Source organism: Burkholderia sp. 4M9327F10 (assembly GCF_005503145.1).
GTDB lineage: Bacteria > Pseudomonadota > Gammaproteobacteria > Burkholderiales > Burkholderiaceae > Paraburkholderia.
The window spans coordinates 76151-88677 of sequence record NZ_SCNV01000001.1 but is presented as its reverse complement, the minus strand read 5'-3'; the positions used below and the strand labels follow the sequence as shown (position 1 = coordinate 88677).

9 protein-coding genes are annotated in these 12527 nt (G+C 64.5%); 4 read left to right on the top strand and 5 right to left on the bottom strand.

From position 1 onward, the window contains the following. Nucleotides 1-29 precede the first annotated feature (29 nt). A complete protein-coding gene (locus FFS45_RS00400; protein WP_137952719.1) occupies nucleotides 30-1925 on the bottom strand; it encodes a sugar phosphate isomerase/epimerase and 4-hydroxyphenylpyruvate domain-containing protein in 1896 nt (631 codons plus the stop codon). Between the two features lie 355 nt (nucleotides 1926-2280). On the opposite strand from FFS45_RS00400, the gene aroQ reads away from it, so the two are divergent. The 3 genes from aroQ to FFS45_RS00385 all read left to right on the top strand — a co-directional run bounded on the left by aroQ (nucleotide 2281) and on the right by FFS45_RS00385 (nucleotide 5101). After that, a complete protein-coding gene (gene aroQ / locus FFS45_RS00395; RefSeq protein ID WP_137952718.1) occupies nucleotides 2281-2736 on the top strand; it encodes a type II 3-dehydroquinate dehydratase in 456 nt (151 codons plus the stop codon). Then, nucleotides 2733-3614 carry a shikimate dehydrogenase gene (locus FFS45_RS00390; protein ID WP_137952717.1) on the top strand — a complete coding sequence of 294 codons (882 nt, stop codon included), beginning with the start codon at nucleotides 2733-2735 and terminating at the stop codon, nucleotides 3612-3614. Before aroQ ends, FFS45_RS00390 begins: the two co-directional genes overlap by 4 nt. 89 nt (nucleotides 3615-3703) lie before the next feature. Continuing rightward, nucleotides 3704-5101 carry an MFS transporter gene (locus tag FFS45_RS00385; protein WP_171029526.1) on the top strand — a complete coding sequence of 466 codons (1398 nt, stop codon included), beginning with the start codon at nucleotides 3704-3706 and terminating at the stop codon, nucleotides 5099-5101. A 108-nt stretch (nucleotides 5102-5209) separates the two neighbouring features. Here FFS45_RS00385 and FFS45_RS00380 read toward each other — a convergent pair whose 3' ends face one another. The 4 genes from FFS45_RS00380 to FFS45_RS00365 all read right to left on the bottom strand — a co-directional run bounded on the left by FFS45_RS00380 (nucleotide 5210) and on the right by FFS45_RS00365 (nucleotide 8804). Beyond that, nucleotides 5210-5950, bottom strand: a complete 741-nt coding sequence (locus tag FFS45_RS00380) for a TetR family transcriptional regulator (protein WP_137952716.1) — start codon at nucleotides 5948-5950, stop codon at nucleotides 5210-5212. Nucleotides 5951-6096: 146 nt separating this feature from the next. Continuing rightward, nucleotides 6097-7374, bottom strand: coding sequence for an FAD-binding oxidoreductase (locus FFS45_RS00375; RefSeq protein WP_137952715.1), 1278 nt, complete (start codon nucleotides 7372-7374; stop codon nucleotides 6097-6099). 63 nt (nucleotides 7375-7437) lie between these two features. Continuing rightward, nucleotides 7438-8235 (bottom strand): anti-sigma factor, encoded by a 798-nt coding sequence (locus FFS45_RS00370; protein WP_137952714.1) that lies wholly within the window; start codon nucleotides 8233-8235, stop codon nucleotides 7438-7440. Next, complete coding sequence (locus FFS45_RS00365; protein ID WP_137953063.1) at nucleotides 8232-8804, bottom strand: sigma-70 family RNA polymerase sigma factor; 573 nt, start codon at nucleotides 8802-8804, stop codon at nucleotides 8232-8234. The genes FFS45_RS00370 and FFS45_RS00365 overlap by 4 nt, the downstream gene beginning before the upstream one ends. Before the next feature lie 647 nt (nucleotides 8805-9451). Here FFS45_RS00365 and FFS45_RS00360 point away from each other — a divergent pair. After that, entirely contained in the window at nucleotides 9452-12523 is a 3072-nt protein-coding gene (locus tag FFS45_RS00360) for a transglycosylase domain-containing protein (RefSeq protein WP_137952713.1), read from the top strand. Nucleotides 12524-12527 lie beyond the last annotated feature (4 nt).

The following is a 12527-nucleotide window of genomic DNA, read 5'->3' as shown; positions in this document are numbered from 1 at the left end:
GCCCGTTACTGCTCAAACAATGCAAACGACTAGTTGATGCTGTGCTTGCGGTGCTGCGCCTGAGCGGCCAGCCGGACGGCGGCGTTGCCTGCGCCATAACCGTCGTAGCCGCCGCGGCGTTCGACGATCTCCAGGAAGAAGCGCTGATCGAGCTGGGTCGTGTAGGCATGGAAAAACTCGCCGCCGTGCTCGTCGCGGTCATAAAGGATGTTGCGCACGCGCAATGCTTCGATCGTCTCGTCGGACAGCGCGTAGCGGGCCGCCAGGTCGTCGTAGTAATTGCGCGGGATGGGCAGGATCGGCAGACCGGCGGCGACGAATTGCGGAATTGCCGAGAAGATGTCGCCAGTGCGGAAGGCGACGTGATTCAGGCCGGAGCCGCGATAGGTCTGCAGCGCCTCGGCTACGGCCGTGTGCCGGTCGAGCGACGCGTTCAACGCAATGCGCACCGAGCCGTCGCGGCTGCGCAGCGCCCGGCTGCGCATCAGCCCGTAGGGATCCGGCACCAGCCAGCTCGGCTCGGCTTCGAAGCCCAACGCCGTGCGGAAGAACAGCACCCACGTATCCAGCGCGTCGGCGGGCAGCGAGAGGACCACATGATCGATCTCGCTCAGTAACGCCGGTGCATGCTGTGAGCGAGTGTCGTTCAGCAGGAAATCGGCTTCGAACAGCGTGGGCGCGTTGGGCGTTTCGTCGACGAAGTAGTTCAGGCTGCCGTCCGGCGCGCGCACCGCCGGCAGCACGCGCTCGTTCGGCCCCACCTGACCCGAGAACGGCGCATAGCCAAAGCCCGCCGCGCGCTCGAAGGCGCGCTTCGCATCGTCCACACGCAGTGCCGAGGCGCACAACGACAGCCCGTGCTGCTGAAAAAACGCGCTGGCGAACGAGTCCGTTTCGGCGTTCAGCACGATTGACGCGGCGCCGTGCTGATACAGCGTCACCTCTTTCGAACGATGCTGTCCGGCACGCTGGAAACCGAGCTTGCCGAGCCAGTCGGCGAGCTGGGTGCGCGCCGCGTCGTCGACGGCGAATTCGAGGAACTGAAAGCCCACATGCGCGGGCGCCGGAGACGGCCGGTAGAGCTGCGCGGCCGGCTGGCCCTGCTGGTTCAGCTTGTTGCGGGTCTGCTCTTCGAGAAACAGCAGCGAACGATGCCCGTCCGCCGCCGTGGCGGCCGTCGGCGCCGCGCGAAAGCCGTCGTTGAAAATTTCCAGCGAGAGTGGCCCTTGGTAGCCGGTTTCGACCACGCGGGCGGTGAAGCCAGCCAGATCGAAATCGCCCTGGCCCGGAAAGCAGCGGTAGTGACGGCTCCATTCGAGCACGTCCATCGCCAGCTTTGGCGCGTCGGCAATCTGCACGAAAGCGATGCGCTCGCCGGGGATGCTGGCGATCTCGTCGAGCGGGTCGTCGATCGACAAGGTGTGGAAGCTGTCGAGCACGATGCCGAGGTTCGGGTGATTCACTTCATTCACCAGCCGCCACGCGTGCCGGTAGGAATTCACGTGACGTCCCCACGCCAATGCCTCATAGCCCGCAATTACGCCCGCCCGCTGCGCCGCCAGCGCCAGCGCGCCCAACTGCTCGACGATCAGCGCGTCGTCGCGCAGCGTATCGGCCGCCACGTTGCTGCAAACCAGCAGGCGGTCGGTGCCCAGCTCATGCATCAGGTCGAACTTGCGCTTGACGCGTTCCAGATTGCGCGCGAGCCGCTCGGCGCTGACTCCCTCGAAGTCGCGAAACGGCTGGAACAGCATGATCTTCAGGCCCAGATCGGCGGCTATGCGGCGCACATCGGCGGGGGAACCGTCGAAATAGAGCAGGTCGTTCTCGAAGATCTCGACGCCGTCGAAACCGGCCGCCTGGATAGCGGTCAGCTTCTCGACCAGAGTTCCGCTAATCGACACGGTGGCAATCGAACGTTGCATGACGGCTCCTGCGGGCAAGAAAAAAGAGGCGGTAGACGGGGCCCAGGGCGCGGCCCGAAGCGGGGCCCGAACCTCGCCTGTAAAGCGTCGGCGGCGGCTGATGGCGCTGCGGAATGGTCCATCCGGTTACCTTGAAGCGTCGAACGTATGGGCAGTTTCCGCCACATTAGCTCGATTTTTGGCGATTCTATACAAACTAACTAGATCGTACAAATTAGCGAAAACCCCAAAAGACCCAGGCACTCGTTCTGGCGCACACTAGTGCCACAGTGGGGAAAAGCGGCCGCTTATCGGCAGTACCGCGCGGCAGTATTGCGCCGCACCACCCGCGCCTGAATTTCATGGAGTCTCTGTAATGAGCTTTGCCTCAGTGCTGGTCCTGAACGGACCCAATCTCAACCTGCTCGGCACGCGCGAGCCGGCCATCTACGGTTCCGAGACGCTCGACGACGTCGCACGGATGTGCCGCGAGGCTGCGCAACGCCTCGACCTTGCGCTGGATTTCCAGCAGTCGAATGCCGAGCATCAACTGATCGACTGGCTGCACGCGGCCCGCACCAGGGTAGATGGCGTGGTGATCAATCCGGCGGCGTACACGCATACTTCCGTGGCGCTTGCCGACGCGTTGAGTGCGATCGGCAAGCCGGTGATCGAGGTGCATATCTCCAACGTGCACCGGCGCGAAGCTTTCCGGCACCACTCGTATGTGTCGGCGCTGGCCGAGGCGGTGATTATTGGTTGCGGCACGCAGGGCTATGTGCTGGCTCTGGAGCGCATGGCAACCATCCTGAAAGCGAGGAGTGCGAAATGACGACTCCTGCTGACAAGCAATCGTATCTGGTCGGGTTGATCGGCGCGGGTATCGGCGGCTCGCTGACGCCTGCCATGCACGAGGAAGAGGGCAGGCAGCTCGGCCTGCAGTATGTCTACCGCCGCATCGACCTGGAAGCGCTCAAGCTCGATGCGAGCGCCTTGCCGGAGATTCTGGTTGCGGCCGAAAGGATGGGCTACAACGGCCTGAACGTCACCTACCCGTGCAAGCAGCAGATCATTCCGCTGCTCGACGAACTGTCTGCCGACGCGCGCGCCCTGGGCGCCGTCAACACGGTGCTGTTGAAAGACGGCAAGCGGATTGGTCACAACACCGACTGGTCCGGCTTTGCGCGAGCCTTCCGGCGCGGCTTGCCGGGTGCGCCGCTTGAACGCGTGGTGCAGCTAGGCGCCGGCGGTGCGGGCGCGGCCGTTGCACATGCGGCGCTGACGATGGGCGTGCAAACGCTGACGCTATTCGATGTGGACGACACTCGCGCATCCCAACTCGCGGCCGAACTGCAACAGCGTTTTCCTTCCGCGACAGTGCGCGCGGGAGGGGCGCAGGCCGACTCGCTGGCCGATGCGCTCGCTCAGGCGCATGGCCTGATTCACGCCACGCCCACCGGCATGGCGAAGCTGCCCGGCTTGCCGTTGCCGGCGGAGTTGCTGCATGGCGGGCTATGGGTTGCCGATATCGTCTACTTCCCGATTCGCACCGCGTTGCTGCAGGCGGCCGAGGCATTGGGTTGCCGCACGCTGAGCGGAGGCGGCATGGCGGTCTATCAGGCGGTGGACGCGTTTCGCATTTTTACCGGACTGGAACCGGACGCCGAGCGGATGTTCGCGCATTTCCAGTCGCTGCTGCCCAGGCCATAGACGGACATCGAAGGGCAACGAGCTGCACCGAAGGGCTATGCAGCACATCCAATAAAACCCGGCTTTGCATGGGATCAGAGGAGACAGACATGCCGCAACCGATTCACCCGACCCAATCCGATTTGCCGGAGCCGCCGCCGCTGCAATCAGGCGCGTCTGCAACCGGCGTGCGCCGCACGAGGGTCCGTTACCGGATTCTCGGGCTGCTGGCGATCGGCACCATGATCAACTATCTCGACCGCACCGTGCTCGGCATTGCCGCGCCGCAGTTGACCAGGGAGCTGGGCATCAACGCCGCGTTGATGGGCCTGATCTTCTCGGTGTTCTCGTGGAGCTATGTCGCCTCGCAGATTCCGGGTGGCCTGTTTCTCGACCGCTTCGGCAGCAAGGTGACGTATTTTCTGTCGATGACGTTCTGGTCGTTGTGTACGCTCGCGCAAGGGCTGGTGCATGGCATCGCGCCGCTGCTGGCATTCCGGCTCGGCCTTGGCGTGGCGGAGTCGCCGTGCTTCCCGACCAATAGCCGCGTCGTGGCGACATGGTTTCCGCAAAACGAGCGGGCCATGGCAACGGGCACTTATACCGTCGGCGAATACATCGGCCTCGCGTTTTTCAGTCCTTTCCTGTTCGCGCTGATGGGTGCGTTTGGCTGGCGTTCGCTGTTCTACGTAGTAGGCGGTGTGGGGCTGGTATTCGGCGTGATCTGGTGGATCTGCTATCGCGAGCCGCGCGACCATCCGGCTGCGAATGCGGCGGAGCTCGATTACATTGAAGCGGGCGGCGGTCTGACGCATCGTAAGCAGAACGCAGGCGAGCCGCAGGCGGAAAGCGGAATTTCCAGGCAGGCGCCCAAGCCGGGCGGCTTCGAATGGCGCACCATCGGCCAACTGCTCAAGCACCGCCAGCTCACCGGCATCTGTCTCGGCCAGTTTGCCGGCAATTCGACGCTGGTGTTCTTCCTGACCTGGTTCCCGACCTATCTGGCCACCGAGCGTCATATGGCCTGGCTCAAGATCGGCTTCTTCGCGATCATGCCGTTTATTGCGGCGTCGATCGGCGTGATGTTCGGCGGCACGTTCTCCGACTGGCTGCTGCGGCGCGGCGTCTCGGCCAACGTGGCGCGCAAGCTGCCGATCATCGCCGGCCTGCTGCTCGCGTCGACCATCATTCTCGCCAACTACGTAGAGAGCAACGTGACGGTGATCGTGATCCTGTCGGTGGCGTTCTTCGCGCAAGGCATGGCGGCGCTCGGCTGGACGCTGGTGTCGGATATCGCACCGGACGGCCTGCTCGGCGTGACGGGCGGCATCTTCAACTTCGCGGCGAATCTGGCGGGCATCATTACGCCGCTGGCGGTGGGATTGATCGTGGCGTGGACCGGCTCGTTCGTCGGCGCACTGGTGTTTATCGGTGTGATTGCGCTGATTGGGGCGCTGTCGTACATCTTTATCGTCGGCGATATCAAACGGATCGTGCTTGCCGATTGAGGCTCGCATACGAGATGCGAAGTGCAAAGTGCGAGGAGGGCGGGCCACAGGCATTCCCAACTCAACCCAACCTGGCTTGCCCTCGCCCGGCGCCTCGCTGTGTGCCGGTCAGTCAGCGGTGCGCAGAAACCGCAGCACGGCATCCACCACCATCGCCCTATGCCGTGTGCGCAAGCGTGGATGCGACGGATCGCGGCCAAACGCTGTGCCGAACGTATGGCGATTGCCGACGCGGTGAAAGCATAGCGAGCTGATCAGCAGGTGCAGGTCGATCGCATCCACGTCGTTGCGAAACTGGCCGCTCGCAACACCGCGCGCCAGCAGGTCTTCGATGGTGTGAATCGCACTCGCGTTGCGGCTCTTGAACGTCGTCAACTGCTCGACGTACTTCGCGCCGTGAATGTTCTCGATGGTGATGAGACGCACGAAGTCGCGATGGCGGTCGTGATAGTCGAAGGTGAATTCGACCAGCTTACGCATGCCTTCCACCGGATCGAGTTCGCTGACGTGCAGGTCCTGTTCGAGCGCACGGATATCGCCGTAGACTTTTTCCAGCACCGCCTGGTACAAGCCTTCCTTACTCTCGAAGTAGTAGTACAGCATGCGCTTGGTGGTATTGGTGCGCTCGGCGATGGCGTCGACGCGCGCGCCGGCCAGCCCCATCGCGGAGAACTCCTGGGTCGCGACTTCGAGGATGTTGCGCTTCGTTTCTTCGGGATCGTATTTACGGCGGGCGTCGCTACGGCGGGCGTCGCCATGTCGCGCCTCGCTACCTTGGACGTCATTGCGCCGAGGTTCGGACGGGATGTCGGAGTGATCGGGCGCGGCGGCCTTGCTTCCCTTTTTCATTGTGTATTCGAGCGGCGATGACGGCGCATTCTAGCATGGCGAAATTCGCGCTTTACCGCGGTGTCGTGCGGCTTTGCGCGAGGTTGCGCGGGTTTGCGCGAGTTTGCGTTTCCAGCCGGATATCGGGCGGCGCAGCCGGTGTGGCCTCAGGACGGGGCGCGGCGGCGTGCCGCCAGCGCGTCGCGCGCCTGCATGGTGGCGTAGGTCAATTGGGCGGCGGCGAGTCCGAGCGTGCCGAAGGTGGGCGTGAGGCCGAAACTGGCGAACGCTTCCGGCACCGGCCGCTCGCCGGAGATGGCGGCCGCCAGCAATTCGCCGGACACCGTGGTGGGCGCCATGCCGTGCCCGCCGAAGCCGACCGCGTACCAGACGCCGTCGGCGCTGCGGCCGATCTGCGGCATCTTGTGCCGTGCATAGCTCATCAGGCCGCCCCAGGCGTGCTCGATGCGCACGTCGCGCAGTTGCGGATAGACCTTCAGCAGGTCGCCGCGCAGCAGCCGGGCAATCGCCTGCGGCTCGCGGTTCAGCACGGAGATGCGCCCGCCCCACAGGATGCGCGTGTCGGGCAGCGGGCGGTAGTAGTCGAAGGCGAAACGGGTGTCGTAGATCGCCGCGGCGGTGTCGATGGCGTCTGCGAGGCGCGTGCCGAGCGGCTCGGTGGCCATCACGTAGGTGGCGATCGGCAACACCGCGCGCTCCACCTTCGGGTAAACGTTGCGTGCGTAGCCACCGCCGGCCATGACAACCTGGCGGGCCTCGATCGCGCCGTCCGCGGTTTCGGCGAGGAAGCCGCTGCCTTGCGGCCGCAGCCGCAGCACCGGCGAGTGCTCGTAAATCTGCCCGCCCGCGGCGGCGACGGCAGCGGCCACGCCGACGACATACTTGAGCGGATGAAAATGGAACGCGTTGCGCTCGAACAGGCCACCGTGATAGCGGCGCGTTTTCAGTTGCGCGGCGAGGGTGGCCGCATCGACCGGCTCCCAGTCGACGCCGAACGAGTCGCGCATCAGGCGGCGCTGCGTCTCGAGCCGCGCCGGTTCGTCGAACCAGTTGGCGAGAATCACGCCGGCGTGGGTGGCATCGCAGTCTATGCCGTAGCGGGCGATGCGCTGGCGCATCAGGTCGACCGCATCGGTGGTGAGCGTATAGAGTTCGCGAGCCCGCACGGGGCCGAGGATTTTCAGCAGATCGGCGCAGTCGAGACTATAGCCGCCGAACACGAAGCCGCCGTTGCGCCCGGACGCGCCGAAACCCACCTGCTGCGCCTCGAGCACGACCACGTCGCGCACCCCGCGCTCGACGAGGCCAAGCGCGGTCGATAGTCCCGCCAGCCCGCCGCCGACAATGCAGACGTCGGCCGCGCGCCGCCCGGCAAGACGGGCGCGTTCGGGTCGAACCACGGTGGCTTCGTAAAAGCTTTGCATAGAGTAAAGGGGGAATTGGCCGTCGCCCGCGGCTTCAGCAGGCGACGGATTGAAAGACCAGACTCAGGACACCGGCACCAGCTTGCCGCTGAACACCACGGGCCCGCTCGGGCCGTTCGGGTTCGGCGATCCGCCTGGCGGTTCGATCGAGATGGCGAGCGCCGCGTAGTTTTCCGGCCGCTGTTGCGCGGCCTGGATTTTACCGTTGCCGCTGTTGGGCAGCATGCCGAGCGAGACCGGATGGCCGCTCGCCGGGATGCCCCACAACTGCATGGCGCGTTCGGGCGGCAACTGGGTGTCGCCGATCCGGTGCAGCGTCATGGTGGAGTGGGCTTCGTCCCACGCCACCAGCATGACGGGCTGCGCGTCCTTGTTGTTGAGCACTGCAACATGCGACACCTCGGCCTCGGGTTGCTGCGCGAGCGTCGGCGCGCCTTGCGGGGCGAGCGTCGCGGACGGCAGCAACGAACGTACGGCCATCACCACGGCGATGGCAGCGAGTGCCGTGGCGCCGATTGCCCAGCCGCGCCAGAACGCGAGGTTGTCGAACCAGCCGCGGGCCGGACGGGCGGCGGGAGCCGCCTGCGCCGGCACCGGCGGCCGCTCCGGTGTCTGGCCCCGGGCTGCGGCAATGCCTAGCCGCTGTTCGATGGCCTCCCAGACTGCCGCGGACGGCATCCGCGCGGGCACCAGTTCGGCCATCGGCTCGAGGCGCTGCTGCCATTCTTCCAGCAAACGGCGGATCACCACGTCGTGCTCGGCGTAGCGCTGCAGCCGGCGCCGCGCGCCGCCGCGCAAGGTGCCGAGCGCATATTCGGCGGCCAGCAGGTCGGCCAGTTGGGGATAGCGGTGCAGATTCATCGCGCACCCCCCAGGCAGCTTTTGAGCTTGCTCAGGCCGCGCCGGATCCACGATTTGACCGTGCCGAGCGGCACGCTCAGGGCTTCGGCGATTTCGCTGTGGCTCTGGTCGCGCAGATAGGCGAGCGCGACGGCCTGCCGCTGCGCCGCTTCAAGCTGCTGCATGCACCCATCCAGCAATCTTGCCTGCAGGCTCACAGCCGACAGCGCTTCCGGATCGGGGTCCCCTGTTGCCACCAGATCGTCCAACACGTCGCTCCATTCTGTTTCCTGCGTATTCACCCGCCGCAGGTGGTCGAGCGCACGGTTGCGTACGATCGCCGACATCCATGTCATGGGGGCCGACAAACCGCGCCGGTAGTCCCCCGCAAAGCGCCAGATATTGACGAAGCTGTCCTGCAGGACCTCTTCGGCCCACTCGTGCTTGCTCAATATACGGAGCGCGAGGCCAAACAGTTTCGGCGCAGCGATGTCATAAAGCTCCCGCAGCGCCGCAGCGTCCTCTTTGGCGACGCGTTCGAGGAGCACGGTGAGCGTTTCCGGCGTGATGTCCCGAGTGTTGGCGGTCATGGAAGAATGGGTAAAGGCATGCGGGGGTATGTTACCCAATTTCCGTCTGAGGTTATATCCGGCTTTTTTCGCCCCGGCCTGCATCCTTTTCACCGGCGGCGACGTATATCGGTGCGTAGGCAGCCCTGCGTCAAAAGCCGCATCCCGTGAAAAGGCCGCGCAGGGAAGGGAGGACGGGGGTAGTCGTGGTGACCAGAGCTGGCGCTCGGCGCAAAACGGTGCAATTGCAGGTATGGCGGCGCCGGCACAGCTTCACGCCTGGCGGGACGGTCAATGCCCGGCGGATCAGCAGTCAGGATGTATTAGGGCAGGCTCATTCGGCGGCACGGTCGGGTCAGTGATCAAAACAATGCAACTGACCTGACCGGAATGAGCAACTTTCCCAATCCGAGCAATTGAAAGATTGAAAAGCGCGTTTTATACGGGCCGAACCCGCAGATTTTGCCGGTGGCCCGGCAGTGATTTCATGCGCGGAAACCAACAATATCTCACTACATTTGCCGCTGCGCCACGACTCGCTGAAGCGGTGTTGTTGGCGCGAGACTGTGGGGTTATTCCTGAGCCTTTGCGTTTTGCCGATCCGCGCTACACTGGATTGAATGCAGGCTATAGGTTAATCGCTCGGCGCCTGCGAGGGAGATGCCGCCATGAATCGGCCACTCGTTAGGTTTCCGCTTCGCGTTGCCGGCGGTGCGTCGGTATGGAAGTGGATCAAATGGTCGCTGCTTGCGGCCATTCTGGTGGCACTGGCCATCCTGGCCAGACTTTGCCAGATCGAAATCGAAACCTCTCGCCTGCAGGCGCGCTACCTCTCCGAGTTGACGCGCGACGTGGACTTCACGCTCGCAGACGGTGCAAGCCCCAATATCCGCTTCCCCACCAATGGCCCGTATGACGAGCGGCTCGGCTATGCGCTCATGCCAACGTTTCAGCAGCGCCTGATTGCGCGCGGTTTCGTGGTGGCCTCGCAAGCGCGCGATTCGGAACGGATGCTTTCGCTCGCGGACGAGGGTCTCTTCCTGCCCTATCCGGAGAAAGACCAGGCCGGCTTGCAACTGTTCGACGGCACCGGCCAGCCGCTGTTTGACGCCGCCTATCCTGGCCGGATCTACAAGAGCTACGACGCGATCCCGCCGCTCATCGTCAACTCGCTGTGCTTTATCGAAGACCGCGAACTGCTCGATCCGAACCAGCCGAACCGCAATCCCGCGATCGACTGGGGACGTTTCGGCCATGCGTTGCTCGACCAGGGCGCGCGGGTTTTCAACCGTCATCAGGCGCAGCCCGGCGGCAGCACGCTCGCAACGCAGATCGAGAAGTTCCGCCACTCGCCGGACGGCCGCACCGCGACGCCGCCGGAGAAACTGCGGCAGATCGCATCGGCCTCGGTGCGCGCGTACCTGGACGGACCGCAGACCATGCCGGCGCGGCGCGAAATCGTCGTGCAGTACCTGAATTCGGTGCCGCTCTCGGCCAAGCCGGGTATCGGCGAGATCAACGGCATGGGCGACGGGCTGGCCGCCTGGTATGGGCGCGACTTCGGCGAGGTCAATGCGATTCTCAACGCGCCTTCGTCGGCGGACAACCTCACCGAACAGGCGCTGGCGTTCCGCCAGGTGCTGTCGCTGATGATCGCGCAGCGCGCGCCGTCGTACTTTCTGCATCATGGCTACGGCGAACTCGAGCGCATGACCGATAGCTATCTGCGGCTGCTCGCTACCGGCGGTGTCATCTCTCCGTCATTGCGCGACGCGGCGCTGAATGCGCAGATTGCGCTCAGCCCCACGCGGGTGCCGCAAACCGATGAGTCGTTCATCAGCCGCAAGGCGGTCACCTCGATGCGCTCGCACTTGCTGGCCGCACTCGGTCTGCGCAGCTTCTATGAACTCGACCGGCTCGACCTGCAGGCTACCGGCACGCTCAATAACGCGGTTCAGCAGGCGGTCAGCGACCGGTTGGCGAGTGCGGCAACCAAGGACGGCGCACAGGCCGCGGGGCTGTATGGATTCGAAATGCTGCGCCCCGGCGACGATCCTTCGAAGATCACCTACAGCCTGACGCTCTATGAGCGGCACAACGGTTCGAATCTCGTGCGGGTGCAAACGGACAGCGTCAACGAGCCGTTCGATATCAACTCGGGCGCGCGCCTGAACCTCGGCTCGACGGCCAAGCTGCGCACGATCATCACCTACCTGCAGATCGTCACCGACCTGCACGACCGCTATGCCTCGATGAGCGTGGACGAGCTCAAGCGCGTTCAGCCCGATCCGCAGGATGTCCTGACGCGTTGGGCGCTCGACTATCTGGCGAAGACGCCCGACCACTCGCTGCAGGCCATGCTCGATGCGGCCGTGGAAAGAAAATACTCGGCCAGCGCGGGCGAAACGTTCTATACCGGCGGCGGCGCGCAAACCTTCACCAATTTCGAATCGAGCGACAACAGCCAGATCCTGACCGTGCACCGCGCGTTCCAGCACTCGGTGAACCTCGTGTTCGTGCGGCTGATGCGTGACATCGTGCGCTACGAGATGATCCAGACCTCCGGGCCCTCGACGCAATGGCTCGACGATCCCGCCGCGCGCCAGCTTTACCTGACCCGCTTCGCCGATCAGGAAAGCCGCGTGTATATGAAGCGCTTCTATACGAAGTACCACGGCAAGGTGCCCGACGACGCGCTGGCGATCATGCTGCACAGCGTGCATAAATCGCCGCCGAGGATCGCCACCGTGTTGCGCAGCGTGGCGCCCAATGGCTCGCTCGGCTGGTTCGACGCGCAGATGCGCGAGCAGTTGAAGGGCACGCCGGCGCAGTGGCTGAGTGACGACGACCTCGCGAAGCTCTATACGAAGTACGCGATGGACCGCTTCAATCTGAACGACCGCGGCTATATCTCGCGCGTGCATCCGCTGGAACTGTGGCTGGTCAACTATCTGCGCGAGCATCCCGACGTCACGCTCGATCAGGTTCAGGAGGCAAGCCGCGACGTGCGCGCGAGCACTTATTCGTGGCTCTTCAAGACGCGCTACCACGCGACCCAGGACCGCCGCATCAAACGCATGATCGAGTTGCGCGCCTATGACGCGATCGGCAAGTCGTGGCAGGCGCTCGGCTATCCGTTCGCCAATCTGACGCCTTCTTATGCGGCGGCGATCGGCGCGTCGGGCGACCGGCCGGCGGCGCTCGCGCAGCTGATCGGCGTGATCGCCAATGGCGGCAGCAAGGTGCCGACCGAAAGCATCGCCCAGCTCGACTTCGCCAAAGATACGCCGTACGAAACGCACTTCGTCCGCGCGACGGTGGCGCCGCAGACGCAGTTGTCGCCGGAAATCGTCAAGGTCGTGCATGAGATGTTGAGCGATGTCGTGCAAGGCGGCACGGCCAAGCGTCTCGCGGACGGCATGGTCTTCCCCAACGGCACGACCTTGCCGGTGTACGGCAAGACCGGCACGGGCGATCAGCGCTTCGAGGTGTTCGCACGCGGCGGCCGGCTGATCGAGTCGCGCAAGGTCAACCGTAGCGCGACCTTCGTGTTCATCATGGGCGACCGCTTCTACGGTACGCTGACCGCCTACGTTCACGAACCGTATGCGTCGCACTACGAGTTTACGAGCGCCATGTCGGTGCAATTGCTGAAGTCGCTTGCGCCGACCTTGCAGCCCTTGCTCGATGAACCGAAGGCGCCTGCTGCGCCCGCCGTGCCTGCGCTCAAGCGCAGCTAAAAGC

Bases quoted from the DNA above. Each gene is read 5' to 3' on its own strand.
- FFS45_RS00400 (WP_137952719.1), bottom strand. From the start codon at position 1,925: ATGCAACGTTCGATTGCCACCGTGTCGATTAGCGGAACTCTGGTCGAG.
- aroQ (WP_137952718.1), top strand. From the start codon at position 2,281: ATGAGCTTTGCCTCAGTGCTGGTCCTGAACGGACCCAATCTCAACCTG.
- FFS45_RS00390 (WP_137952717.1), top strand. From the start codon at position 2,733: ATGACGACTCCTGCTGACAAGCAATCGTATCTGGTCGGGTTGATCGGC.
- FFS45_RS00385 (WP_171029526.1), top strand. From the start codon at position 3,704: ATGCCGCAACCGATTCACCCGACCCAATCCGATTTGCCGGAGCCGCCG.
- FFS45_RS00380 (WP_137952716.1), bottom strand. From the start codon at position 5,950: ATGAAAAAGGGAAGCAAGGCCGCCGCGCCCGATCACTCCGACATCCCG.
- FFS45_RS00375 (WP_137952715.1), bottom strand. From the start codon at position 7,374: ATGCAAAGCTTTTACGAAGCCACCGTGGTTCGACCCGAACGCGCCCGT.
- FFS45_RS00370 (WP_137952714.1), bottom strand. From the start codon at position 8,235: ATGAATCTGCACCGCTATCCCCAACTGGCCGACCTGCTGGCCGCCGAA.
- FFS45_RS00365 (WP_137953063.1), bottom strand. From the start codon at position 8,804: ATGACCGCCAACACTCGGGACATCACGCCGGAAACGCTCACCGTGCTC.
- FFS45_RS00360 (WP_137952713.1), top strand. From the start codon at position 9,452: ATGAATCGGCCACTCGTTAGGTTTCCGCTTCGCGTTGCCGGCGGTGCG.